At 51.4% G+C, this 26,294-nt stretch carries 24 protein-coding genes; 10 read left to right on the top strand and 14 right to left on the bottom strand.

All coding sequences use genetic code 11. From position 1 onward, the window contains the following. Window position 1 precedes the first annotated feature (1 nt). The 4 genes from ACN06F_RS03855 (at window position 2) to ACN06F_RS03840 (ending at window position 4,040) form a co-directional block, all read left to right on the top strand. Window positions 2–1,501, top strand: a complete 1,500-nt coding sequence (locus ACN06F_RS03855; RefSeq protein WP_198348562.1) for a sensor histidine kinase — start codon at window positions 2–4, stop codon at window positions 1,499–1,501. An 86-nt stretch (window positions 1,502–1,587) separates the two neighbouring features. Beyond that, the gene (gene msrP, locus ACN06F_RS03850; protein WP_095602608.1) at window positions 1,588–2,604 is read left to right on the top strand and encodes a protein-methionine-sulfoxide reductase catalytic subunit MsrP; all 1,017 of its coding nucleotides are present in this window, start codon (window positions 1,588–1,590) and stop codon (window positions 2,602–2,604) included. Next, a complete protein-coding gene (gene msrQ / locus ACN06F_RS03845; RefSeq protein ID WP_038481844.1) occupies window positions 2,604–3,221 on the top strand; it encodes a protein-methionine-sulfoxide reductase heme-binding subunit MsrQ in 618 nt (205 codons plus the stop codon). Before msrP ends, msrQ begins: the two co-directional genes overlap by 1 nt. 78 nt (window positions 3,222–3,299) lie before the next feature. Next, complete coding sequence (locus ACN06F_RS03840; RefSeq protein ID WP_198348563.1) at window positions 3,300–4,040, top strand: hypothetical protein; 741 nt, start codon at window positions 3,300–3,302, stop codon at window positions 4,038–4,040. 83 nt (window positions 4,041–4,123) lie between these two features. Here ACN06F_RS03840 and ACN06F_RS03835 read toward each other — a convergent pair whose 3' ends face one another. Both ACN06F_RS03835 and ACN06F_RS03830 read right to left on the bottom strand, forming a co-directional pair. Further along, window positions 4,124–4,876, bottom strand: coding sequence for a potassium channel family protein (locus ACN06F_RS03835; protein ID WP_120385648.1), 753 nt, complete (start codon window positions 4,874–4,876; stop codon window positions 4,124–4,126). A gap of 33 nt (window positions 4,877–4,909) precedes the next feature. After that, the gene (locus ACN06F_RS03830) at window positions 4,910–5,938 is read right to left on the bottom strand and encodes an SO_0444 family Cu/Zn efflux transporter (protein WP_433924684.1); all 1,029 of its coding nucleotides are present in this window, start codon (window positions 5,936–5,938) and stop codon (window positions 4,910–4,912) included. 73 nt (window positions 5,939–6,011) lie between these two features. Here ACN06F_RS03830 and ACN06F_RS03825 point away from each other — a divergent pair, with 73 nt between their 5' ends. Next, on the top strand, window positions 6,012–6,455 hold the full coding sequence (locus ACN06F_RS03825) for a MerR family transcriptional regulator (protein WP_433924683.1): 444 nt from the start codon (window positions 6,012–6,014) through the stop codon (window positions 6,453–6,455). A 51-nt stretch (window positions 6,456–6,506) separates the two neighbouring features. Then, complete coding sequence (locus ACN06F_RS03820; RefSeq protein WP_433924682.1) at window positions 6,507–7,034, top strand: hypothetical protein; 528 nt, start codon at window positions 6,507–6,509, stop codon at window positions 7,032–7,034. Window positions 7,035–7,113: 79 nt separating this feature from the next. Here the strand turns inward: ACN06F_RS03820 and ACN06F_RS03815 are convergent, their stop codons facing one another. Further along, a complete protein-coding gene (locus tag ACN06F_RS03815) occupies window positions 7,114–8,619 on the bottom strand; it encodes an MFS transporter (protein ID WP_433924681.1) in 1,506 nt (501 codons plus the stop codon). A 180-nt stretch (window positions 8,620–8,799) separates the two neighbouring features. On the opposite strand from ACN06F_RS03815, the gene ACN06F_RS03810 reads away from it, so the two are divergent. Both ACN06F_RS03810 and ACN06F_RS03805 read left to right on the top strand, forming a co-directional pair. Continuing rightward, entirely contained in the window at window positions 8,800–9,435 is a 636-nt protein-coding gene (locus ACN06F_RS03810) for a TetR/AcrR family transcriptional regulator (protein ID WP_433924680.1), read from the top strand. A 27-nt stretch (window positions 9,436–9,462) separates the two neighbouring features. After that, window positions 9,463–10,644: an AAA family ATPase gene (locus ACN06F_RS03805; protein ID WP_433924679.1), complete on the top strand. Its 1,182-nt coding sequence runs from the start codon at window positions 9,463–9,465 to the stop codon at window positions 10,642–10,644. Window positions 10,645–10,715: 71 nt separating this feature from the next. Here ACN06F_RS03805 and ACN06F_RS03800 read toward each other — a convergent pair whose 3' ends face one another. From ACN06F_RS03800 to ACN06F_RS03790, 3 genes are all read right to left on the bottom strand, one after another. After that, the gene (locus ACN06F_RS03800) at window positions 10,716–11,912 is read right to left on the bottom strand and encodes an MFS transporter (protein ID WP_433924678.1); all 1,197 of its coding nucleotides are present in this window, start codon (window positions 11,910–11,912) and stop codon (window positions 10,716–10,718) included. Window positions 11,913–12,222: 310 nt separating this feature from the next. Then, complete coding sequence (locus tag ACN06F_RS03795) at window positions 12,223–13,014, bottom strand: PhzF family phenazine biosynthesis protein (protein WP_038481826.1); 792 nt, start codon at window positions 13,012–13,014, stop codon at window positions 12,223–12,225. Between the two features lie 79 nt (window positions 13,015–13,093). Then, the gene (locus ACN06F_RS03790; protein WP_433924677.1) at window positions 13,094–14,293 is read right to left on the bottom strand and encodes a multidrug effflux MFS transporter; all 1,200 of its coding nucleotides are present in this window, start codon (window positions 14,291–14,293) and stop codon (window positions 13,094–13,096) included. A 223-nt stretch (window positions 14,294–14,516) separates the two neighbouring features. Here ACN06F_RS03790 and ACN06F_RS03785 point away from each other — a divergent pair, with 223 nt between their 5' ends. After that, window positions 14,517–14,813: a DUF1330 domain-containing protein gene (locus ACN06F_RS03785; RefSeq protein ID WP_038481820.1), complete on the top strand. Its 297-nt coding sequence runs from the start codon at window positions 14,517–14,519 to the stop codon at window positions 14,811–14,813. A 37-nt stretch (window positions 14,814–14,850) separates the two neighbouring features. On the opposite strand, the gene rhuM is transcribed toward ACN06F_RS03785, so the two are convergent. Both rhuM and ACN06F_RS03775 read right to left on the bottom strand, forming a co-directional pair. Further along, the gene (rhuM, locus tag ACN06F_RS03780) at window positions 14,851–15,834 is read right to left on the bottom strand and encodes a RhuM family protein (protein ID WP_433924676.1); all 984 of its coding nucleotides are present in this window, start codon (window positions 15,832–15,834) and stop codon (window positions 14,851–14,853) included. Between the two features lie 214 nt (window positions 15,835–16,048). After that, window positions 16,049–16,858, bottom strand: coding sequence for a sulfite exporter TauE/SafE family protein (locus tag ACN06F_RS03775; protein WP_038481814.1), 810 nt, complete (start codon window positions 16,856–16,858; stop codon window positions 16,049–16,051). A gap of 107 nt (window positions 16,859–16,965) precedes the next feature. Between ACN06F_RS03775 and ACN06F_RS03770 the strand changes: the two genes are divergently transcribed. After that, complete coding sequence (locus ACN06F_RS03770) at window positions 16,966–17,757, top strand: AraC family transcriptional regulator (RefSeq protein ID WP_433924675.1); 792 nt, start codon at window positions 16,966–16,968, stop codon at window positions 17,755–17,757. A 258-nt stretch (window positions 17,758–18,015) separates the two neighbouring features. Here the strand turns inward: ACN06F_RS03770 and ACN06F_RS03765 are convergent, their stop codons facing one another. The 6 genes from ACN06F_RS03765 to guaB form a co-directional block, all read right to left on the bottom strand. Further along, entirely contained in the window at window positions 18,016–18,966 is a 951-nt protein-coding gene (locus ACN06F_RS03765) for a DUF808 domain-containing protein (RefSeq protein WP_433924674.1), read from the bottom strand. A 404-nt stretch (window positions 18,967–19,370) separates the two neighbouring features. Further along, on the bottom strand, window positions 19,371–20,030 hold the full coding sequence (gene ptuB, locus ACN06F_RS03760; RefSeq protein ID WP_433924673.1) for a retron Ec78 anti-phage system effector HNH endonuclease PtuB: 660 nt from the start codon (window positions 20,028–20,030) through the stop codon (window positions 19,371–19,373). Window positions 20,031–20,110: 80 nt separating this feature from the next. Further along, a complete protein-coding gene (gene ptuA / locus ACN06F_RS03755) occupies window positions 20,111–21,736 on the bottom strand; it encodes a retron Ec78 anti-phage system effector ATPase PtuA (RefSeq protein ID WP_433924672.1) in 1,626 nt (541 codons plus the stop codon). 4 nt (window positions 21,737–21,740) lie between these two features. Beyond that, on the bottom strand, window positions 21,741–22,784 hold the full coding sequence (locus ACN06F_RS03750; protein ID WP_433924671.1) for a retron St85 family RNA-directed DNA polymerase: 1,044 nt from the start codon (window positions 22,782–22,784) through the stop codon (window positions 21,741–21,743). Window positions 22,785–23,108: 324 nt separating this feature from the next. Beyond that, window positions 23,109–24,686, bottom strand: coding sequence for a glutamine-hydrolyzing GMP synthase (guaA, locus tag ACN06F_RS03745; protein WP_009722237.1), 1,578 nt, complete (start codon window positions 24,684–24,686; stop codon window positions 23,109–23,111). A gap of 96 nt (window positions 24,687–24,782) precedes the next feature. Next, complete coding sequence (gene guaB / locus ACN06F_RS03740; RefSeq protein ID WP_433924670.1) at window positions 24,783–26,252, bottom strand: IMP dehydrogenase; 1,470 nt, start codon at window positions 26,250–26,252, stop codon at window positions 24,783–24,785. Window positions 26,253–26,294: the final 42 nt, after the last annotated feature.

Raw genomic sequence — 26,294 nt, 5'->3', positions numbered from 1 at the left:
TATGCTGAAAACACTCTATACTCGGCTAGCCTTTGGCTTGTTTCTGTTATTGCTCGCCGTCGGCCTGCTATATACCTTCATCAGCCTCTATTCGCTGCGTGAATACAACGCTTCGGTCAATCAGGCGTTACACCAGAATCTGGCCAAAAATCTAGTATCAGACAGAAATCTGGTCAGCAACGGACAACTGGATAGTAGCGCTCTAGAAGAACTGTTCGCACTCTACATGGCCATTAATCCCAGCATCGAGATCTACCTGCTAGGACTGGATGGCACCATTCTGTCTTATTCAGCAGACCCAGCGAAGATTAAACGCAAGCAAGTCTCGATGGCTCCTATACGCAGGCTGATGGATGACATGAGCCTTTATCCGATACTTGGCGATGACCCCCGCAGTCACGATCGGCAGAAAGTCTTTTCCGTTACCCCGGTGCCAACAGCAGACAACCCCGAAGGGTACCTTTATGTGGTATTGCGGGGTGAAGAGTACGACGCAGCGGAAACCATGGCCCGTGGTGGCAAACTACTGGAAATGAGCGCCTGGGCGTTGCTGGTCAGCCTAACCGTGGCGATGCTCGCAGGGCTAACCATTTTTCGCCTGCTTACCCGCCGCCTGAGATCATTAACACGCCGAGTAGAAGCGTTCGAGAACAGCGACATGAGCCAGCCCCAACTCGACAACAGATGGCACGACAAACAGTCTGTGGTGCGCGATGAGATCGATTATCTGGACGCTACCTTTGACGACATGGCCCATCGAATTGCCACCCAGATCGAACAACTGACAGAAAAAGATGCCCAGCGCCGTCGTTTGATCGCCCAGGTATCCCACGATCTGCGTACTCCACTAGCCTCCATGCAAGGCTATATCGAAAGCCTGAAATTAAGGCGTGATCGTCTCAGCCCCCAAGAACAGGATCGCTTTCTCGACATTGCACTCAAAGAGGGCCGTCGGTTAAGCCGCTTAGTGGATGAGCTCTTCGAGCTTGCTGCACTTGAGGCAAGAGAGAAACAGCCCGTGCCAGAACCCTTCCCGCTAGCGGAGCTGGTCCATGACGTGGTGCAGAAACACGACCAAGCTGCACGCGACAGCCACTTGGCGCTAACGTTAAGTGGCAACCCAGCATTACCAACCGCGTATGCCGACCTAGCGATGACCGAACGCGTGCTGGACAACCTAATCAGCAACGCCATTGCCTACAGTCCCGCTGGCGGCCACATCAACGTTGTGCTTAGTCAAACGAATGGAGAACCACAGGTTTGCATACAAGACAGCGGCCCAGGTATTGCGGAACAGGACCTGCCGCATATATTTGACCCGTTTTATCGTGGCGAAACCTCTAGTGGCGCTGGCCATGCTGGGCTAGGGCTGGCTATTGCGCGCAGAATCATGACGCTTCAGGGCGGTGATATCGGTGTCGAAAACCTAACCAGTGGCGGAGCATCGTTCTGCATACGGTTACCCACCGCCCCCTCGCCCTCCAACGTTATAAATACGTAATAACCTAGGGAGTTGGTTGTGATAACTCTCATGCAAACTGGTCACAGTATTTATCACCCTTTCCCCGTAGCGAGTGGAGACACCACATGCTTATAAAGATTGCCAAACCGAGTGATTTACACGAATCCGATGTAACACCGGAATCTATTTACCTCTCCCGACGGCGCTTTATGGGCGGCATGGCGGGCCTAGGCGCGGGGCTTGCCCTCTCCGGCCACGTCCGCGCCAACGAAGATTATTCTGATGTGCCGGAAGGCGATGCCCCAGCCTGGCTGAAGGAAAAAATCAGCGACACCCAATGGCGAGCCATCACCCCCAGCGACCCTGATAAAGATAAAATCGCCCCCTTTGACGATGCCAGCGGCTACAACAACTTTTTTGAGTTTGGCACCGATAAACGCGACCCCGCCCGCCATGCAGGCAGCCTGGAAACCCAGCCCTGGAGCGTGGTGGTCGATGGTGAAGTAAATAACGGCGGGCGCTTTGCCCTAGAAGACTTCGCCAAGCCCTCGCAGTTTGAAGAGCGCATTTACCGACTGCGCTGCGTAGAGGCGTGGTCGATGGTCATTCCCTGGCTTGGCATCCCCCTTGCGGAGGTGATTCGACGTGCCGACCCCACTAGCAAAGCCAAGTACGTGCGCTTTGAAACCCTGGTGGACCCAGAACAAATGCGTGGCCAGCGCTCTTCGTTCTCAATAATCGACTGGCCTTACGTGGAAGGTTTACGCCTAGACGAGGCTATGAACCCGCTAACACTGCTCGCCATGGGCATGTATGGCCGTGAACTGCCCAACCAAAACGGCGCACCCTTGCGGCTGGTGGTGCCCTGGAAGTATGGCTTCAAAAGCATTAAATCGATTGTGCGTATCTCACTGGTGGAAGAGCAGCCGGTCAACTCCTGGCAACGAATCGCCGCCGATGAGTATGGTTTCTACGCCAACGTTAACCCACAAGTTGACCACCCACGCTGGAGCCAAGCCACCGAGCGGCGGCTTCCCAACAGCCTGTTCAACGCTAATACCATTGATACCCAGATGTTCAACGGCTATGCCGACGAGGTTGCCGAGCTATATGCTGGTATGGATTTAAGGAAGCACTACTAATGGCTGCGCCACGGGTATGGTTACTGTGGCGGATAGGCGTTTTCCTGGCGGCGCTCGCGCCGCTGGTGTTCTGGGGCTGGCAGGTAGCGATTAACGCCGCAGGCCCCGAACCAGGCAATTACCTGCTGCTGAACATCGGCATTGGCGGGCTATGGATGCTACTCCTCACGCTAAGCCTTACGCCGCTCACCAAGCTCACCCGCTGGAAAGGCTTTGCATTGATCCGTCGTCAGCTTGGTCTATGGACACTCGCCTACGCCACCCTGCACATGCTCAGCTACGCGCTGTTTATTCTAGGGCTTAACTGGGCACTGTTGGGTAGCGAGCTGGTCAAACGGCCCTACATCATTGTCGGCATGATCGCACTGATCGGCCTTGCCGTATTGGGTGCTACCTCTAACCGCTGGTCAATGCGCCGTTTAGGCAAACGCTGGAAGCCGTTACACAAATTTGCCTACGTTATTTTAGGGCTAGTACTGCTGCACTTCTTTTGGGTGGTGCGCGCCGACATGCAAGAGTGGGCCATGTATGCCGCCATTGCCACGTTAGTCATGGCAACCCGTTTGCCGCCCGTCGCTCGCACACTGCCAAAGTTGCGCTACCGCTTGAGTCGGTGAACATATGTCGGTAAAAGTTAAACGGCACGGCTAACATAAAGACACCCTCATTAGGACACTCTCATAAGGACAATGATGATGCCCAACGCCCGCTTACTTATTGCCTCAGTTGGCTTTTTGGCTGCTGGCTTCGCTGCCAATACCCACGCACAAGATGACTCTTGGCGTTTCCAGCTAACCCCCTATGTGTGGATGGTAGGGCTGGCTGGCGACGTGCGGCCACTCTCCAACGCCCCGACTATCAGCACCTCACGCTCTTTTAGTGATGTATTGAGTGACCTAGAAGGTGCTTTTTTTATGGCCGGCAGCGCCCGTAAAGACCGCTGGGTATTGTTTGGAGATGTTACCTGGGCATCACTGAGCCATGAGAGCACGCTGCTACCCGGCGTTGCGATAGAAGGCAACCTACGTCAGCGTTCGATAACTGCAGCAGCAGGCTATCAAGTGCTCAACACCCCGACCCAATACCTAGATCTATTAGCGGGTGCACGGGCTTGGCGAATAGAAGCTGACGTGAGCGTGCCCGCCTTAGGCGTTAGTGCCAGTCACACTGAACGCTGGGTCGATCCGCTTTTAGCTGCCCGACTGCGTTCAACGTGGACACCTAAGTGGTCAACGTTAGTACATGTTGATGGGGGCGGCTTCGGCATAGGTGCCAGTAGCACATGGCAAGCGGTCGCCACCGCGAATTACCAGGTAAATGATGCTTTTCACCTTTCAGCAGGCTTTCGGCACTTGGCAGTAGACCGCGATGAAAACGGCACCCGCGTTGATGTGTCGATGAGTGGCCCATTACTAGGCGCGACCTGGATGTTTTAGTAACACGTCTCCCACGACATAACGCCCCTCTAGTCGTGGGAATAACACCCAACAGGCCTCAGCGGTTGACTTCCCACCTGAGACTAGCGATTTTTCTGAAACGCATCACTTAATGCCGCCGCTAAAATCCCCGTGGGCATCGCGATAATCCCGATGCCCGCCACCGCCGTCAATCCCGCAAAAAACTTACCTAACCCAGTGATAGGAACCATATCGCCATACCCTACCGTCGTCAGCGTAGTAACACTCCACCACAGCACACGGGGCACGCTGCCAAAAGCACCCGGTTGGGCTGAGGCTTCCGCCAAATAAAGACAGAAAGAGGAAAGTAGCAGCAATAGCATCGCCAAACCCGCACTCAGCCACAGCTCATGAGAACGAGACTTCAGCGCCTCTGCCAGTGCAGCCCAAGCCTGGCTGAATCTACCTAAACGGGTTAGCCGCAGCATTAACCCCAAACGCAACATGCGTAGTAAGAAGCCGTTGTTTTGAACCATAAACCCCAGGAAGTAAGGCAAAATCGCCAGTAAATCCACCATGGCCCAAAACGAAAACACATAGCGCAACCGGCCTTTTATCCCGCGGTAACGAGGATCTTCACCGACAACATACAGACGCAATAAATACTCACCGATAAAGATCACCACAAACACAGTTTCTAAGGTAGGAAAAAGGCGTGGTGAAAGCGCCCGCAGCATTGGCTCCGTTTCCAAAATAGCCACCAGCGATGCCAGCAAAATCAGCACGCAGATGACTCTATTAATGGTCGACAACCCCTGCCGCAGGTGCGTTTCTAAGGCTAACTGCCGGTAAAGCTCAGCTCTATTTATGATCATTTCTTCAAAAAACTTATTAGTGAATGCAGCGATCTAAAACCCCAACAACCGCTTACGTATAGGACGAATAGAGAACAGGACTAATGCGCCTAAAGCCAACCACTCGACAGATGCAGGTAGCAGCTCCTGAACTTGGCTGGCCTGCTGAACCGGATCCCATCCCGTCATTGCTAGCCCTTTATCAAACACCCAGCCGATCAACACCGTCACCAGCAGAATGCTGACGAGATAAACCGCTAACGCTTGGTTTCCAAACTCACGCCGCAGAATAGCCAGGGTGGCTAGGCTCGTTACAGGACCAGCAAGCAGAAAGACTAACGCCATTCCCGGTGAAATGCCCGCCAATAGTAAACCAGCAGCAACGGGGGTGGCTGCAGTAGCACAGATATACAAGGGAATGCCGATGACCGCCATAAGGATTAGCGCCAACAAACCACCCGAAAAACCTACCAGAGTTTCTGGCGGCACAAAGGTAACCAGCACCCCCGCCAACAATAAACCGGCAAACATCCAGCTACTGATGTCATCCAATAAATCACTGAAGGCATACTTCAATCCTGCAATTACCCCCGTCAACTCAGTGGCATGTGCGTTAGCGCTGTCAGCGTCACAGCCTTTTGATGCACAGCAACTGCTAACAGGGGTGCTTTTCGGCAGCGCTGCTTGGCCGGTAAAGCCCACTAAAATGCCCGTCACTATCGCAGTTACCAAGGCTCCCAACACTCGCGCCAGCGCCATTAAGGGGCCTAACAGCACACTGGTGATGAGCATTGAATCCACCCCAACGCCAGGTGTGCTAATCAGGAAAGACGTGGTTGGCCCACGGCCCGCCCCACCCCGATGCAACGCCAGCGCGGTGGGAATCGCCCCACACGAACACAGCGGCAACGGCATACCAATCACCGCCGCCCGGGTAATGCTACCCAGCCCGCGGCCACCCATCCAACGCTGTAATAAGTGTTCCGGCATTAAAGCCTTAATTAATCCCGCAATCACCAACCCCAGCAGCAGCCAAGGTGCGGCGCTTAACGCAATACTCAACAGCTCATTGATCAAACTCATCGTCGGTTACCTGCTTGTTAGTCAAGAGAATAACGACTAGCCTAAACCCTGTAATCGTTACAGGGTCAAGCCAATGAAACGCTACTATCGTATCGGGGAAGTTGCCAGCCGAACCGGATGCTCGCCGGAAAGCATTCGCCATTATGAAAAGCTGGGATTACTGGCACCGCCACAGCGGGGAGAGCAAGGCTACCGGTCTTATGATCAAGCGGCATTAGAACGCATTGGCTTTATTCGCCATGGCCGTAGCCTGGGGTTAGATCTGCACAGTATCCAGGAGTTGTTAGCACTTTCCGACAACCCCGACACCGACTGCACCGCCGCCGATGACATCGCCAGCCGCCATCTACAACACCTGGAAGAACGCATCGCTGCCTTACAAGCACTGGCAGGCGAACTGCGCCAAGTGGTTCACCAATGCCGAGGCGGCAAGGCGGCTAACTGTCAGATCATTCAAACGCTGTATGACCACCAACCCACCTGCACCGAGCGGGGATGCGGAGAAGTGACGGCGTAAAGACTGCCCCCTGCAATATCGCAGTTCAGTATCGTAAAAAAGGAACACCGCATGATTGAGACAAGGGAACAACTCGATGCCATTAAAAAGTCATGCTATTCGATGGTGACCAAAAGCGCAGGGATTTCGGCGGGCACCGCTATCATTCCCATACCTGGGCTGGATATCGGCTCTGACGTTGCTATCTTGATGCGCATAATTCCCAAAATTAACGCTCAGTTTGGGTTGTCGCCTGAACAAATCGAAAGCCTAGATACCGAAACCAAACTCTTTGTGATGACCGCCATTTCCAATACGGGAAGCAAGTTAGCCGGAAAATACATCACCAAGAAGTTAATCATAATGCTGCTGAATAAGATGGGCGTTAAAGTCGCCGCCAAAGGGGTTACTAAGTTTGTTCCCTTTATTGGCAGCGCCGTGGCAGGCACTATTAGCTTTACCGCCATGAAGTACATGGGCAACAGCCATATTGAGGATTGCTACAAGATTGCCTTGGCAACTCTGGAAAACAAGCAGCTACCTCCAGTGGCAGAGCCTGCGACCTTTATCCCTACCGACAATCCTGCTAATTCCCATTAGCGGGTAGCAATACGGCCTGACAGAGTAGTTTTCACCTTGAGACAGCGATTAACACGCCTAGAAGAAGTTACAATGTCATCTATGGACTGGAACTAGGGCTATATCGTTGGCCTGCATGAATATTACCCATGAGCAGCAAGCTTAGTACGCCAAAACAGGCGAGCCCTGCCAACAACATTGCCAAATGAAAGCCACTTTCCATCGCGCGGGTAAAAAGGTCTTGAAGAGCGATTGAGGTGTTGGGGAATACGTGCTGAGTAATAGCCTCACGCGCAATCTGCTCCACACTACCCACTCCTTGCTCAACTCCTCTCTCAGCTACGGCAGAGGCAAAAACATCAATCGCCCGCTCACTCATTAATGTACCAAGCAGCGCAATACCAATTGTCATACCAGCTTGGCGGAGTGCATTCATTGTTGCAGAGGCGGCTCCCGATAGTTCGGCCGATGCCAGGCTCATCACGGCAATGCTCGTGGCAGGAACTGCCAGCCCCACCCCGATACCGAGTAACGCAAACCATACACCTACAATCCAGTAAGGTGTTTGTGCCGTGGCCGTTGCCATTAATAGCAAAGCAAGCCCAGCGAAGCCGTATCCTACTGCCGTTAACCGCCGTAGAGGAATCAGCTTATTTAATCTTCCGAATAGCAGAGAAACACACAGCGTCATGACAAATTGCGGCATCATGCGCCAGCCAGCCTCAACAGGCGACCAATGCTGAATCTGCTGGAGAAAAATCGAGAAAAAGAACAGGCTGCTGTAGTAAGAGAATCCCAATATGAACGAGGCAAAATTCGCCACTAAAAAAGCGCGCCCCTGCAGTAGTGCTATCGGCAGTAAAGGCCGCTCTACTCGACTTTCTACCACCGAGAACAGTACAAAGCTGATCGCGGCGACCATCAATGCAATGCCCCCCATTTTGATATTTTCGCCTGCCTCAATCATGCCAAAAGCCAATGCGCCCAGGGCTACCACACTGAGAACTTGGCCCAACGGATCACGTGCAGCGTGTTCGGGATACTTACGCTCGGTAATGCCGTACATGCCTAGCACCACGACCAATATACCCAGAGGAAGATTAATCAAAAAAATGCTCTGCCAGCCAAAATGATGCAGCAATAGCCCCCCGCATAACGGCCCCAGGATTAGCGCCAAGGCGTTGGAGGCTGACCAAGCACCGATTACGTGCGAACGCTCCTTTGGATTGGGAAAGGCAGAGGTAAGAATAGGCATAGCACCACAGATCAGGAAAGCGCCTGCAGTTCCCTGGATGGCCCTACCCACCAGCAACACGGGCAATGACGGCGCCCAGCCGCACAGTACCGAGCCCAGCGTGAACAGGATGACACCACTGAGCCAAGCGCGCTTTTGACCATACCTATCCGCTATTGGACCCGCAGACAGCATGAACCCAGATAGGCAGATCGCATACGCGTTGACTACCCACTGCAGCCCTACGATATCGGTGCGTAATGCCGTCTGCATGGTAGGGAGTGCCACGTTGACGATGCTGATATCAAGTGTGGCAATAAAGCTTCCAAGACAAACAGCGCACAATGCGCCGTAGCGGCGAGAAGGCTGCATGACAGTTCCTTACGGTGAGATAGAAAATTGCGTGCTCTTTGCTTAAGCATACAAATCGACCGACCGTCGGTCAATATATTATACTGTATCGATCGCCTATGCTCTGAGCCTTAGCTCGCCTAAACTAGGTCGTATTTTCTGAGGGATGTTGAAGCCAACCAAGAGTTAAAAATCGACATAATGGATCATAAGACAACGAAGCCAACGCCGCAGGCCGCTAAAGTGCCAAGAACCAAACCGGCTGAAATTCGCCTAAATGAGTTGATGACTGCCGCCGAAAAGCTCTTCCTGGCCAAAGGCGTTGAAGCCACAACAATCAACGAAATTGTTAAGGAAGCCCAAGTTGCCAAAGGCACGTTCTATCACTACTTCTCATCCAAGAACGACATGCTGGTTGCGTTGGGTGAACGGTACACGGCTGACTTTCTAGCGCGCCTCCAGAAAGCCCTGGATGCCTGCCCAGACCACGATTGGCTGCAGCGATTGAGAACATGGATTGAAGTCAGCGTCGAAGTGTATGCACAAACATACCGAACGCACGACATCGTCTACACCAATCATCACCATCATGATCGTTCCAACCAAGCCAGGAACGCCCTTCTTGATCAACTGCTAGACATCATTGAAGGTGGACAATTGGCGGGCACCTGGCGAGTGGAGCAACCAAGGGTAGTGGCCCTGCTTATTTATTCAGGGGTGCATGGCGCCACAGACGATATCATTGCAGCCAAGGCTAACGACCGTGCACGCTTTGCACACCAAGTGGCAGATGCTTGTGTGCGTATGCTGCCCCCTCCGGAAAAGACAGCCAGATAAACTTTTTTATCGCGGATCTCAGAGCCTATGATTAACGCCTTTGCCGTATCCAACTATCGCAGTCTGAAAAACGTTGTCTCCCCCCTAACAGGCCTTAATGTGGTTACCGGGCCCAATGGGTGTGGAAAATCCAACCTGTATAAATCGCTGCGGCTACTGGCAGAGACGGCTAAAGGCAATCTGATCTCATCGATTGCCCAGGAAGGCGGGCTTGATTACACCTTCTGGGCTGGCCCGGAAAAACTCACCAAAAGCATGAAAGATGGCACTGCGCCCATTGAAGGCTCCGCCAAGAGAAACAATCCCCGCCTTAGGCTGGGTTTTGTGGGTGAAGACTTTGGTTACGCCATTTCACTGGGAATGCCCGCGCCGCAGGGGTTTGCTGGCTACGGGGACCCTTCCATGTTCCAGTTCGACCCCGAGATAAAGCGCGAGTGTATCTGGGCTGGCGACGTCTGCCGCCCCAGCAGTTGCCTGATCGACCGAGTCGGATCAGTGGTTAAAGTGCGTGTTGGCAGCAAATGGCAGGTTTACGACGCCCATCTCAATAGCTACGAAAGTATTTTGAACGAAATCAGTGACCCGATCGCCGTGCCTGAGGTTCATGCGGTCCGGCAAGCCATTCGTAGTTGGCGCTTCTATGATCAGTTCCGAACCGATTCGCAATCTATTATCCGCACACCACAGATTGGTACTCACACCCCGGTGCTGGATCACGATGGCCACAGCCTAGTGGCCGCATTACGAACCATCCACGAGACTGGCGACAGAGAAGCGCTGTACGAGGCGATTGAAGATGCCTTTCCCGGTGCAACCATCAATTTTGCAGCCGACGCCGGTAACCGCTTCCTATTACAATTCCTTCAGGAAGGGCTGCTACGCCCGTTAAACCAGTCGGAATTATCCGACGGAACGCTTCGCTATCTACTGCTGGTGGCGGCGCTGCTCACCCCTCGTCCGCCCTCCCTATTAGTGTTAAACGAGCCGGAAACCAGCTTGCATCCGGATCTGCTGCCTGCCCTAGGGCGTCTGATCATCCGCGCATCGCAGGCAACCCAAGTGTGGGTGGTTTCCCACGCGCCACGCTTGGTGGCCACTTTGGAAAAAGAGGCTGCCTGTAACGCGATTGCTCTGAATAAAGAGTTTGGCGAGACTGTTATCCTCGGCCAGGGATGGTTGGACGAACCGCCCTGGCATTGGATGGATTAAATAGAACGCTAACGAACCGTGTGCACTAGCGTTTTGTCTTTTCAACCTAGATTGCCTAGAAGCCCTTTTCGCTAACTAAAGCGTAGCTGCTGGGGCGCTTTAGATTGATCAAAACGTAGGCTCATCACTATCAGTCCAATAAAAATCACCCCAAACATCAGCCATGCCTGCTCAAACCCTCCCAGCAAGTCTTTTATCAACCCCGCCGCGATAGGTGCTAAAGAGGCAATCAGATAGCCGATGCCCTGTACCCAAGCAGTAAGCTGACCAGCCAGCACGGGATCGTCTGAGTGATCCATAGTGATGATCAAGCTTAAGGGAAAAAGGCCACCGATTCCTAACCCCAGAAGTGCGGTTGCTAACCAAGCCATTGTTTTAGGCATTAGCCCAAGAAGCAAAAAGCCCGCCACCGACAACAGAAGTACCAGCAATAACACCGGGCGACGGTCTTTCATTTGTTGAGCCAGTATCGGAAACGTTAGGCCAGCCATCACTTCGATGGCCGTTAGCCAACTAAGCGCCAGCCCCGCTTGCGTTTCAGACCAACCTAAATGGATAAAGGTGGGCGGAATCCAAGCAAGAAGGCAGGTGTAACCCGCCGTGCCTAAACCAAAGAAAATCGCCAACGACCAAAACCGAGGCTGCCGCGCCATCGCTGAAAAAGCGATGCTAACGCTGTTGTTTTGACTAGGGGCTGGCAGTACTTGCCTGCGCATCACCCAGCCAACGAGCCCTGCAAGTGCTAAAAGCCCCCATAACGCCAAGGCGTTCTGCCAGCCAATATAATCACTCACTACAGGGGTAATGGCAGAGGCGAGAGCCGCGCCCCCCATAATGGAGGCAATGTAGAACCCCATCACCATTGGGGTTTTCTCGCCTGCCGCCTGTTTTATCACCGCAGGAAGTGCGGCCTGGATAAACGCTATGCCAATGCCGGCACCCAGCGCGGCTACCCATAAGCCTGTATACCCGAAGCCAAACCAATGCAACGCGTCCGATAAAGCAATCGACACAAGCGCCAGAGTAATCACGCTGTTAAAGCCGATCCGCTTTGCGAGCAATGCGCTAGCAAAACACCCCAGCCCCATCGCTAGTACCGGCAACGTGGTTAAAAGCGACAACTGTGTAAATGAAAGGCTTACATCGTGACGGATTGCCTCAACCAGCGGCCCAATAGCCGCCATGGATGGCCGCAGGTTGAGCCCAATCAGAATGATCAGCAGGATCGTTCTTACCAACGGTATTGATCTCGAATTGCTATTGTGCATACCCACTGCCCACCCTTTATCGGCCATTGCTAAATAAGAATCGGCGCTTACTGTAAAACCTCAGGTTAACTTGAGGTCAAGAGAAATAGTGGATCAGCGCATAGACTCTAGGGAAAGAGCATTAAGTGTGGGCGAGGTGGCGAAAAGGAGCGGACTTAAAGTATTAACGATTCATGTCTACGGCGCTGCTAAACGCCGCCGCTAAAATAGAAACATCCGCAGCGTTGGTTCCGTCTCCAGAATTGCTGTCAGCGCTGCCAATAGAATCAGTACACAGATGACTTTATTGGTTACCGACAGCCTTGCAACGTCACTGCGATGGCAGCGTAATTACCCCTTTCAAGTAAGGCGCAACGCGGCCTTTGATAATCACGCGGTCGCCTTCTATCTCGCAGCTCAGCGCACCTTTGCGGGCACCACCCTGGCGTGCAGTAAGCTGCTGTTTACCCAGTTTTTTCGCCCAGTAAGGCGCAAGCGAGGTATGCGCCGAGCCAGTAACGGGATCTTCTTCCACACCGACTTTGGGGCCGAACCAACGGGAGACAAAGTCTACATCGCTGCCTTTCGCAGTAACGACAATGCCGCGCCCAGGAAGGCGCTTCAATTGCTGCATGTCCGGTGCTAGAGATTCAATCAACTGCACATCGTTAACTACCACCACGATATCGTCCGATATCAGCAGCGCTTCGATCTCATTAATCCCTAACCCTGCCTTTACCTCAGCTTCCATCGCCAAGGGTTCGACTACCTTTGCGGGAAAATCCATCGCCAGCTCGTTACCGTCACGCTGTACTAAAAGCTGCCCACTGCGGGTCTCGAACTGCAGTGTTTCAGCGCTATCGCCCAGCACATTAAAAATCACCCACGCCGCCGCCAGCGTGGCATGACCACACAAATCCACTTCCACTGAAGGGGTAAACCAGCGCAGGTGATAGCCAGACTCAGTCGGCACAAAAAAGGCGGTTTCAGAGAGGTTGTTCTCCGTGGCTATCGCCTGCAACAACGCATCATCCAACCATGTTTCCAGCGGGCAAACCGCCGCAGGGTTACCTTCAAACGGTTTAGAGGCAAACGCATCTACCTGGTAAAGATCAATATTCATTACAGCCAGCCTTTTCTAACGTCATGGATCATTATGTTTTGGATAACACGTGGCTTTTGGCAAGTGCGTACCGTCTGGCTCAGTTCGTCTCAACAGCGGCCCGCCCTTTGATGATAGAACGGGCAAGCATCAGGTATGCCACCGAGCCACAGGCGGCCATGGCCAGGATGACCGCTTCAAGCGTATGCGGCAACATGGCAGACAGTGCGCTCAGCAGCCCGGCAACACCGAACTGAGCGGCGCCCAAAAGCGCTGCGGCCGTTCCGCCACTGGTGGGAAAGTACTCCAAAAAGCAGGCCTGAATATTCGGCGAGATCGCCCCTACCGCACCGATGGTCAGCATCATGGCGGGCAGGAAGGCGTACAGCGGCCACTCCATAAAGGCAGCCACCACCAATAACAGTATTCCAACACCCTGACAGCCCGTTGCCAGCTGCAGGATACGCAGTGACGATAGCCTGGAAAGCAACACTCGATTGAGAATATTGAAGATAAGCATCGCGACGATATTCGCCGCAAACAGCATTGAAAAGGCTGATGGAGATTTACCGAAATGCCCCTGATAGATAAATGATGCATAGGTGATAAACATCATCAGAGTAGAAAATGAGGCAGCCTGCCAAACGATGAACGGAAGGGCCGGCTTTGTCGACAGTACCATTTTGTAACGCGCCATCAGGCTCATCTTAGGGCTTTTCGCTCGAGACACCTTGCCCGTACCGGTAAAAAGCACCCGCGCCAACAACGGCACTAGAAGCACCGCGTATACCGCCAAAGCGAAAAAGATATAGTGCCAGGAACCCAGCGCCAGAATCGCGCTACCCACGCTCGGCGCAATGCCAGGCGCCAGCACCATGATAAAGCCCATCATCGAAAACAGTTTCGCGGCGTCGCGGCCCGCCACCCGGTCGCGCACCAGCGCCGGCACAGATACCAGAGTAAAACCGGCGCCAAGAGCCTGAACTGCCCGCCCGACGAGCAGCGTGTTCAGAGAATCCGCCATACCAATGACAATGCTTGAAAGCGCAAAAATCGCCAGGCCGCTCATCAACACCCGCTGGCGCCCGAAGCGGTCTGAAAGCGCACCGCCGATTAACTGACCAAACGCCATCGCGAAGACATACACTGAAACGCTCAGCGACACCGCCTGCTGAGAAACTCCCAGCGATTCGCCAATAACCGGAAAAGCTGGCAGGTACGTATCCATGGAAAACGGGCCCAGCATCATGGTCAATGCCAAGCTCAGCACCACAATGAACGGCGTTTTAGATTGGGTCATAGAAGCTCGCGGTAAAGGGGCGTAATGATGGACAACACCCACAATATGATACCGACAGTTGCTATCAAGGCAATCGAATAGGTTGGTGGCTTGCTAATGGGGCTTTAGGAGCTGGGGTTCGAGAGTAAGGTTATGAGAGCAGGGGTTTGAGAGTAAGTGGACAGCGCCCAACCAACAACAGGTATGATTGCATAGCGCATTTAATACCAACGAGGAGAGCCGAATGCCCGCCTACATCGTACTAACCCGTGAACACACTCACGACAACGAAGAAATGAAGCGCTACAGCGAAAAGGCCAAAGCTGCCCGCGAAGGCCACGACCCACAGCCGCTGGCCTTTTATGGTGATTTTGAGGTACTAGAAGGAAGCGCCATGGAAGGTGCGGTGATTCTACGCTTCCCCGACATGACCGCCGCCCGCGCCTGGTACGAAAGCCCCGCCTATCAGGAAGCCCGCAAACACCGTTTCCAGGGTGCTGACTATCGCGTTTTTCTAGTGGATGGAATAGAAGAGGCTTAATGGGCAAAGCCCCTGCGGTCGCCAGCGAGGGGTACAGCTATCGCAACAAGATGAAATGTTCGATCAGCCGAATCATCAACGTTTTCTGATCCGGTAGGCTTTCCGCCACCAATAGAGCCAGGGCCACTAGGGTATTGTCATTAATCAGTTGCTCTACTGGCTTTGCCAGCAACGCGGCGTTGCGGCGCAGGTACCACAAGAATAGAAACGAGCCGCAGCGTTTGTTGCCATCGGCCAGAGGGTGATTCTTGATCACAAAGTAAAGCAGGTGCGCGGCGCGAGTGGCGACGTTAGGGTAAAAAAGCTCATCCCCAAAGCCTTGCTCAATGGTGGCCAGGGCGGACGTCAGACCGTCACCCCGCAACTGACCGAATAGCTCGGTGGCCTCCCCCTTGCCAATCAGGGTCTGTTTCAACTCACCGATGGCCTGAAGTGCCTCTTCCACCCCTAAAGGCTGCATACCTGGCTGTTTGATGCCCACTTCCGCCAACTGCTGCTCATCGTAGCCCTGTAGCAAACTCCAGGAGCGGGCGTAATCGCTAATCACACGGGCAACCGCTTCGCCTTCGGTTGAAACCAAGCCTTGATTGGTCAGGGTTCGGCTGAGCAAACTCACCGCCTGCTCAAACTCTATGCCACGCTCGGTTAGGCGGCGTTGGTTTAAGGTATAGCCTTGTACCAAATGTTCTTTTAATACTTGAGTTGCCCACTTTCGGAAATGAGTGGCACGCTTCGAACTAACCCGATAACCAACAGAAATAATGGCATCAAGGTTGTAGTGTTTGGTGCGGTATCGCTGCCCATGCTCAGCCACATGTTCCAAAATGGAACATGTGCTGTCTTCACTCAGCTCTCCACTCTTATAAATATTACTTAAATGTTTGGTGATTGCAGGGCGCTTGGTGTTAAACAGTTCAGCCATCTGCGCCTGGCTTAACCAAACGGTATCTTGTTCCAGCGTTACCTCGAGGTGTGATTGCCCATCTTCGCTGGTGAATATCTGTATTTGCTGATCATTCATGAGTGCTGCCTCCCTGGTTTACATCAAACGCTTTATGTCTTTAAAACAAACACCTCCCAAGCAAGCAGCACTCAATACGGCAGTAGTCACCTTTCCATACTAAAAGAGAGATTCAAGCGCGCCCGCAATCAGAGATTAAGTAAACCCTATCACAAAAACTGTTCATTTATACAGTAAAATATCGCCATGATTCTGCCAAGCAAAATTAGACGCTTCAACGCACAAAAACCATCACCACCAGCACCATGGTTAGCAGTAGCAGGTATACCCTGGCATGAATACGGTCAGGGATACTCCCGATCCAGGTCGACGCCAAGCGGATGCCGAGCCATGAGCCCACTGCGAGTACCAGCAAGGCGCGCAGATCCACATAACCGGCATACCAGTCCCCCAGCGCTGGGTGATTTGACGACAGCAACACATACGTCGCGGTGCCACTTACCGCCATGGGCAACGATAGCGGATTGGCCATGGCGGTGGCTGCCGTCATGCTCGCGCCTCTCCGGCGCATAAACGGAACGGTCATCACACTGCCACCAACGCCCAGCAAGGCGGCCACCGCACCAATCAGTGTCCCCGTCATCGCCGTTACCCCACGACCCATAGGACGCACATCACTCTCCGCCTGATGCAGAAAACCGGGCCGCAGAACGGCATCCGCAATCGTGAGACCCAAATAGCCGATAAATGCCCAGCGCACCCATTCGCCACTTAACGACACGGCTGCCGCCGCGCCCAGCACAGCCCCCATGGCGATATAGCCCACCAGCGGACGCACCAGCTGCCACTGCACGGTCTGCCGTTGATGGTGACGCCATGTGGACAGCGAAGCAGCAAATACCATCAACGCCGTCGAGGTAGCCACCGCGATATGCATGGCCGCCTGACCGATGCCACTATTCAGCCCATGGACGGCCATCAGCAGGGTATACAGCAAAGGAACCACCACAAACCCACCGCCGAAACCGAACAACACGGTGGTTACTCCAGCCAACCCGCCACAAAGAAGCAATACGCTATACACCGGCACTCTCCTGATGAAACGAAACAGCAGGCACTATATGCTGGCGAGGATTGGCCGACATTCGTCATTCGGACAACCATCAACGCGTTTCAGCCAGGTTCACGCTAATGCTCAATACGCCTCTTTCAGATGTGGATCATGTGGCACGGCCCATCGTGGCCATCGGCACTGACTACCGCCCCGGCACGCTCCTCGATTTTCATACCCATCGGCGTGCCCAGTTTCTCTATGGCATGAGCGGCGTGATGGAAGTCAATACGGATGACGGCACCTGGATGGTGCCGCCTTATAGCGGCGTCTGGCTGCCTGCGGGCAAGCGCCATCAGGTGCGCATGAACGGAGTGAGCACCCGAAGCCTGTATATCGAGCCCCTCGTTGCGCCACGCGCTTCGCCCAACTGCGAGGTGCTGGTCGTGACGCCTCTCCTGCACCACCTACTGCTGGCTTCCGCCCACATCCCCGCGCGCTATGACGAAAACGGCCGCGACGGCGCCCTGGCGCAACTACTCCTATACGAACTGGAACAGGCTCAGGCCCTGCCGCTGTTTGCGCCCCTGCCCCACGATCCTCCACTCGCCAACCTGTGCAGAGCGTTTCTCAGCCAGCCAAACATTCACACGCTGCCTGATGAATGGGCCCGACAGTTGCATTGCAGTCAGCGCACCTTCAACCGCCTGTTCCGTCAGCAGACCGGGCTCTCCTTTGGCGTATGGCGACAACAGGCCTGCCTGATGGCGGCTATTCCCAAGCTACTGTCCGGCAGTTCCGTTACCCAAACAGCGCTGGAGCTCGGCTACGACAGCCCAGCCGCTTTCTCCAGCATGTTTCGCAAGGTGCTCGGCCAATCGCCCAGCGCTTTCGTTCGGGAGGCGTTAAAAGAGGACGGTGCCTTAAAATGATATATTCGGATCACAAATTGAGCCGAATAGGCTTTTTATTCGGCTCAAGGATCATTTTGGAAGGGGATATGATTTACGCCGTGCTGCCTTTGAACGCGAAGACGCCCTTCTTGGCGACAAGCACTCTCTTGAGTAGAGCTTTTTATGTGCACTCATAGTTTAAAAATTAGCACTTTACTAAAGAGTCAGCCCTGCGCTCTTTGAAAAATTTAAATAGGGTGTACTTTGAGTTAACAAAATATCTAATCCTTAAGGATTTCAGGCATTTTGCACCTTCTTACCGGGAAGTAGGTGCAACGCCCCCACCACCACCGAGCCCACCAGCAAGCCAATCACCGCAGAACACAGCGTATTGAAACTCCAGCCCAGCAAACCGCCCAAGGCACCGGTTGCCTCGGCAATGCCGTGCTCGACATGGTGTACCCACGCATAGGGCGCGTTGAACCAACCCGTTCCATCGGCACTCAGATTGGCCATCAAAATATGCCCACCCACCCAGAGCATGGCGACGGTGCCCACTACCGAGATGGTCGCTAGCACCTTGGGCATGGCAGTCACCAGACTGCGGCCCAGAGCCTGAATTCCCGGATTATTCCGCTGGGCGAGCTTCAGGCCGATATCATCCATCTTGACCAACAGCGCCACCACGCCATACACCAGAAGTGTGATGACAAACGCAACCACTACTAGGCTCGCCATCTGTGACCAGAATCCCTGATGGGAGACCGTGGCCAGCGCGATCACCATGATTTCAGCAGACAGAATCAGGTCGGTGCGAACGGCACCACTCACGATCTTTTTCTCGGCTTCCGGCCCCTTCTCTACCGCTGGCTTTTCGTCGTCATGCTGACCGGATAGCTTATGCCAGATCTTCTCCGCACCCTCAAAGGCCAGATAGGTGCCGCCCACCATCAGGATGATCGGCAGTAGCGCGGGCAAAAAGTGATTCAGCAGCAGCGCCACCGGCAGGATAAAAATCAGCTTATTGCGGATCGACCCCAGCGCGATCTGCTTCACAATCGCCAGTTCCCGCTCCGCTGTCACTCCCTGCAAATATTGCGGCGTCACCGCCGTATCATCGACCACTACCCCGGCCGCCTTCGCCGTCGCACGCCCAGCGGCGGCACTCACATCGTCCAGTGATGCTGCGGACAACTTCGCCAATGCGGCAATGTCATCCAGTAATCCTATCAAGCCGCCTATGGCCATGGGTGCTTCCTCCGTGAATAACAGGTGCAGATAGTAAAGCATACAGCGGGTTGGGCGGGTTGCCTCTTTTGGATCAAGAGCTGTGTTTTTCAGTCTTCTGTTCAATTGCCTGAATAGCCTCAGGTTTAGTAGCCACACGCGTCTTAACTAGCTGGCACTGCCGTCTACTAATACGCCTGCCGTTGTTGAGGGGAAGGAAAAATGGAAATCTGTGTGAAAGCTAATTTCATATTGAAGAAGCTAGAGCAATTCGCGCATGGTGTTATTAATTGAGATCGTTTCTTCAGTAAAGAAGAGTGCACAACCGCCATTAAATTTAATTTTTATTTATCATAACAATATTAAAACACTTGAATAAAATTTAATTCATGAAGCTATAAAAAAGAATAATAAAATATAAAACTTCACACTCCCCCAAAAAGAACAAACATAATCGCTGTGCGGTATTCTGACTTTACAATATTCTCCTTGAGAACATTGACTTCACATCTAAGAAAATCATCATCAGCACCTAAAGACAAAAGATATTCTAACTCTCTCTTAAAAATATCTATCTTATTCCTCCTCGGGTCGTTAAGAGAATTTAAATTCAAAACCCTCAATGTTTCATTTGCCCTCTTTTTATCATTACAACTCAAAGATTCTTTTACACTTATGATTCCTGTAGGTAAATATTCAAAAAAATCCTCAGGATTATCTAAATCAGGTTTTATAATATCGCACGGATTATAATCTCCTGGACCAGACTGACCTTTTTTATCTTTATAATGCCCACATCTATCACCTCCATCAAGTCCACAGCTGCCAAACAAGTTTTCCCAGTTAAAAGTTAAATGCTTATATGGTGAATAACCATTCCGATCTTCCCCTTTATGAAAAAAATGTTCAATATGACCATTACCTTTATACGCAAATGATTCACAGTAGCAGCAAAAACCATCTTGCATTTCTTCCAATTTTTCCCAAACTTGTTTCTTATTTTTCATTGAAGACCAGACATGAATATTATGATCAAAAGTATTTAAGCAAGCTGGTCCAATTTCAGGCCTGTAAAGCTTTTTCATCTACCAAACTCGCAAAAAATTATTAATAAATAAAAAAAGAAAAAAACCTTAATACTATATTTCACAGAAACCACCATATTTTAATTTTTATAAAACCTCTCTCTGGCCTCTTTTATACGAATATGGCTTCTACAATTGAGCACCACCGGGTGCTGCTCACCAAAATGCGATACGATTTTATACAAATAATCTTCTGCAACTTCTCTTTCATTTGAAGATAGTGCTTTATAGAAATCATTAACTAGCACAGCCTCAGGTAGTTTTTCAGGCACTGAATTCGTACCCATTATATTTCCTAATATATCTGCACTTGTGACTCCTTTTGTTTGAAACTCCGGAGTAACTATTATAGGATGACCGTTCTCATCGGTGGTTATTTGACGAATGCACTTATTATCAATAGTAGAGAGCACTTGCGGACTGTGGGTAGTAACTATAAATTGAATATTAGGAAACGTATCCTGAAGACCGATTAATATTTCTTGCTGCCACTTAGGGTGTAAGTGTAACTCAACTTCATCAATAACCACTATCCCATGAGTATTCAAAGGCTTATCTGCTTCAGGGTTTAGAATTACCAAACGGCGAGCCAGATCACCTGTCAAAGCGACCAATAATTTTTGCCCCTGAGAAAGCTGAGTAATATTAACGCTAACTCCTAGGTTATCAACCAATATTCTAGGTCGACCTATACTTCTATCAACCCTAATATTCTTCACAGAAGGAACTAAACTTTCAATCGCCTCATTTACAAAGCTCAAATGCCTACGGTATTTATTTGAAGATGACGAGTTAAGAAATCTCGACAACTGTTCTTTTTTATCTTTCAACTTCGCGACAAAAGGATCATCACCAGGAGGAGTTTTATCTTCGTAAACCCCACAGATTGATTGTTCAAGCACCGATATCTGCCCTTTTAACTCTTTTATTTCTTTTGTTTCCTCTCCTGAAGCCAAATTAACCAACTCAATATATAGCTCAGAAAAATGATCTAGCTTACCACTACCATCTAAAGCATCTTTTAAAGCGTAAAACCTATTCCTTTTTGTGTCGTCGGCTGCTTTTTCATGCGCATTTTTTTTAAGCGAAAGATAAGATCGCTCCACTGAATAGAAGGCTAAAAGTGGAATAGTTATTCTTTTATCAACTGCTGCCTTTCGATACATTGAACCGATTTTTTTAATGACACTTACGTCATTTGATTTACTTCCACTGAAGCCACTCACTGGGCGTGCAAGAGAGATTTCAAACTTATCATCTTTCCCAAGACTAAAAAAACCAGTTACCTCTGAATAGTTATCAGAACTATTATTAATATCATCTTCGACTATCAAACGCCCGTTCACATCTTCTTTTTCTACATTATTATTAAACCAAGAAAATGTTTTTGATATTGCCTCAGCAAAACTAGTCTTCCCAGCCCCATTATCGCCTATAATAACAGTCATTTTTTTATCAAAAGTAATTTCAAGGGAATGAAAGCGACGAAACATCCAAATACTTAAAGACTCCAAGCATATTTTTTTATCAACCAAAGATTCAATATACATATTAAAATATTTATCAGCTAGCTCTTCATCTTTATCCACATATTTACCTAAATTAAAGTATTCATAGAGCTGAAACTGGGCCTCCAAACCTCCTTTCTCAGCATTATTAATAAGATTTTTAATACCCTTAGCATTTTCATTTCTATAACCACTCATTATATTAACCCTCAATTATTCTAACTAACAAATCTTGAGAATACTTTTCAGCCAACGACTTTACAAATAGAGGTTCAATATGTTGAGCAAAGGAAAGCAAGCCTCTAAGGTGCCCTAAAGTATCATCATCAAGCTTTACTAAATCATACTGATGAATCAAGTGCTTTATATATCTCTTTCTTTCCCTACCAAGCGAAATCTCCCCTACATTATTAATAGTAACACCTGTAACATGTCTATTATGAGCCATAGATGAAAACCGTGTTTTTTTATTATTAATTCTGATCGCATCACCAAACATAGAGGATAAATTATTTTTTATAAAGTCAGGGACGGAGAAAAGAATTTTTTTTTGGTTAGTCGAAAACGTTAAATCGTCAGCATATCGAGTATATACAATTTTATTACTAAGGCACCATTCATGAATTACACAATCAAATTTATACATAAAAAAATTAGAAACAAGAGGGGAACTAGGCGCACCAACACTTAGCACTAAACGGCCCCCACTCCTTTTACTCGGACACCAAAAAAGTAATTTTTCTAGAGCTACCCTGTCATTCTTCGAGGGTAATTCAATTATTGATGACCAAACATTCCAAAACAAATCACTTGTGATTGAGTTAAAAAAACTCTCCAAATCTAAATTAAGAAAATAGCGGTTTTTCTTATGAAGAATTGCATTATCTTTAATACTAAAACCTTTTCGATAAGCCATTGCTGCTTTGTGTATAGGCAAATCTTGAAATTCAAGAAATATACGCTGATACCTCTTTAACTCTTTTGAGGGCTGGGCGATAACTCTATGACCTGAGGTTCGCTTAGGTATCGTAAATACTTTATATTTCTTAGGAGCATCACTTAAAAAAAGAATGACTTCATTCTCAGGCTTTTCTAGTTCAGTTGAGAGCCGCTCGATCACACTCATTGTAGCGTCCATAAAAAAGCCCAAGAGCATTGCTCTTGGGCTGAGCTCTTTACCGAAGGAAGCGATAGGCTCGCAACCTGATTGAGGAACGAAATCAGGTTGCGAGCCTATCGCAACCACGATGTCGTTCAATAACTTAGAGTCTGGCTAAGCACCCGACTAGACGTATCCGTCTAAAGCTAAAGAGTAATATGAGTCTACACCAAGAAAACATATGGTACCAATCCGATCTAACCCAAACCACCTATCATTTAGCGGATTATTCACTTGCTGCACTTGCTACGAGGGGCTATACGTCACAACCCTAATTTATACTACTCAAATGAGTATTTAGTAAAAGCTAAAATTTATCTAAAAAATTCTCGACGGAGCAACGAAAAGCCCGCAGTAACGCGGGCTTTAGGTGTGTTCCTATCAATTGCTACCAATAATTAAAACTATATATCATTCCCACTCAATCGTAGCAGGCGGCTTACTGCTCACATCATAAGTCACCCGAGAAACGCCTTCCAACTCATTGATAATCCGGTTGGAAACCTTCTCCAGCAGCTCGTAGGGCAGGTGCGCCCAGCGGGCGGTCATGAAGTCGATGGTTTCGACCGCGCGTAGCGCGATGACCCATTCGTAGCGGCGGCCGTCGCCTACTACACCTACCGATTTCACCGGCAGGAACACGGCGAAGGCTTGGCTGGTTTTTTCGTACCAACCGGCGGCGCGCAGTTCTTCGATGTAGATGGCGTCGGCATCACGCAGGATGTCGGCGTACTCTTTCTTCACTTCACCGAGGATGCGCACGCCCAGGCCGGGGCCAGGGAACGGATGGCGGTAGACCATATCGTAGGGCAAGCCGAGTTCGAGGCCGAGTTTGCGCACTTCGTCTTTAAACAGTTCGCGCAGCGGCTCAACCAGCTTGAGCTTCATGGTTTCCGGCAGGCCACCAACGTTGTGGTGGGATTTGATCACGTGGGCTTTGCCGGTTTTAGAGGCGGCGGATTCGATCACGTCCGGGTAAATAGTGCCCTGGGCCAGGAAGTCGACGCCTTCAATTTTGCTGGCTTCTTCATCGAACACGTCGATAAAGGTGTTGCCGATAATCTTGCGCTTGGCTTCCGGGTCGTTTTCTCCCTTCAGCTTGCCGAGGAACAGCTCTTCGGCGTCGACACGGATCACCTTCACGCCCATGTGCTTGGCGAAGGTTTCCATGACTTGGTCGCCTTCGTTTTTGCGCAGCAGGCCGTTATCGACGAATACGCAGGTCAGTTGATCGCCAATGGCTTTGTGCAGCAGCGCCGCCACAACCGAGGAGTCGACACCACCGGAAAGACCAAGCAGTACATGGCGGTCGCCCACTTGCTCGCGTACGCGCTGTACTTGGTCTTCGATGATTTGTGCAGGCGTCCAGAGTTTTTCGGCACCGCAAATATCCAGTACGAAGTGCTCAAGAATGCGCTGGCCTTGCAGGGTGTGGGTCACTTCCGGGTGGAACTGTACGCCGTAGAACTGCTTCTCTTCCCAGGCCATGGCGGCAATCGGGCAGCTCGGCGTGGAAGCGGTCACGGTGAAGGTGTCAGGCACCTGGGAGACCTTGTCACCGTGGCTCATCCATACGTCTAGCAGGCCTTTGCCGCTGTCGGTATCGATGTGGTCTTTGATGTCTTTGAACAGCGGGGTGTCGCCGTCGATTTGAATCTGGGCGTAGCCAAATTCGCGCTGGTTAGAGCCTTCCACTTTGCCGCCAAGCTGCTCGGCCATGGTCTGCATGCCGTAGCAGATACCAAACACCGGCAGGCCCATTTCGAACACGCACGCCGGTGCTCGCGGGGAATCCAACTCGGTCACGGATTCCGGGCCACCAGCCAGGATGATGCCATTAGGGTTGTATTCGCGAATTTCTTCTTCGGTGATGTCGAAGGCGCGGATTTCGGAGAACACACCGATCTCACGTACACGGCGGGCGATCAGTTGGGTGTACTGGGAGCCGAAGTCGAGAATCAGGATCTTATGGGCGTGAATGTCACTCATGGCGGGGTCTCGGTTAAGCGGTGTGGGTGCCGCTGTTAAGGCCAAAAAGCAAGCGGCGGGGCAATGCCCGCCGCGCCATTTAACTAAACGTGCTGGTTAGCTCACCCGGTAGTTGGGAGCTTCTTTGGTGATCTGCACGTTGTGAACGTGGGATTCGTTAAAGCCAGCGCTGGTAATTTGTACAAATTCCGGCTTGGTGCGCATTTCTTCAATACTGCGGCAGCCGGTGTAACCCATGGAGGCGCGCAGGCCACCCATCATCTGGTGAACGATAGCGCCCATCATGCCTTTATAGGGTACGCGGCCTTCAATGCCTTCCGGCACCAGCTTCTCGGCACCTTCGCTCTTGTCTTGGAAGTAGCGGTCGGCGCTGCCCTGGCTCTGAGACATGGCACCCATGGAGCCCATGCCGCGGTAGGCTTTGTAGGTCCGGCCTTGGTAAAGCTCAACTTCACCCGGCGCTTCTTCGGTACCGGCCAGCAGGCCACCGACCATCACGGCGCTTGCGCCAGCGGCGATGGCTTTGGCTAAGTCACCCGAGAAGCGAATGCCGCCGTCGGCGATCAGCGGAATATCAAACTCTTTCAGCGCTTCCGCCACGTTAGACACCGCGGTGATTTGCGGAACGCCAACGCCTGCCACAATACGTGTGGTGCAGATAGAACCGGGGCCAATGCCGACTTTAACGGCGTCTGCGCCCGCTTCAGCCAACGCTTTGGCGGCAGCGCCGGTGGCGATGTTGCCGCCAATCACTTGAATGTTGGGGAAGTTCTCTTTAATCCAGCGCACGCGGTCGATAACGCCTTTAGAGTGACCGTGGGCAGTATCAACAATGATCACATCGACACCGGCTTCGGCCAGGGCAGCAACGCGATCCGGCGTTTCCGGGCCAGTGCCCACGGCAGCACCTACCAACAAGCGGCCATCGCTATCTTTGGCAGCCATCGGATACGTGCGGGCTTTTTCGATGTCTTGGAAAGTTACCAAACCGCGCAGATGAAACTCGTCATCGACGATCAGCATTTTCTCGATGCGGTGTTCGCGCATTTTGGCTTTGCTGGTTTCAAGGTCGGTGCCTTCCTTGACGGTAACCAACCGCTCGCGGGGGGTCATAATGTCCGCTACGCTGTCGCCGTGGTTGGGCTGGAAGCGCATGTCACGCTCAGTCACAATACCCACCAGGGTTTCGCCTTCTACGACGGGGAAGCCAGAAAATCCGTTCTCACGCGCCATCGCCAGCAGGTCATCCAGCTTCGCCTTAGGGCTAACGGTGACTGGATCTTTTACAATCACGCTTTCGTGCTTTTTAACCTTACGCACTTCAGCGGCTTGCTGACTCATGGTCATGCTCTTATGGATAATGCCAATGCCGCCTTCCTGAGCCATCGCAATTGCTAGACGCGCTTCGGTAACGGTGTCCATTGCAGCGGAAAGCAGCGGGATATTGAGTGAAATATTGCGGGTCAGGCGGGTTTTGAGGCTGACATCCTTGGGCAGAATATCGGAGAAGCCGGGAACGAGGAGTACGTCATCGAACGTAAGTGCTTCTTGGGCCATACGTAGCATAGCGGCAACACCCTGATAGAAGAGGAAGTGGGGCGTGGAAAG

It is taken from the genome of Vreelandella sp. 21 (assembly GCF_050995515.1).
Taxonomy (GTDB): domain Bacteria; phylum Pseudomonadota; class Gammaproteobacteria; order Pseudomonadales; family Halomonadaceae; genus Vreelandella; species Vreelandella alkaliphila.
Note: the sequence above shows the minus strand (reverse complement) of the source record. Positions and strands in the feature narration are given on the sequence as shown.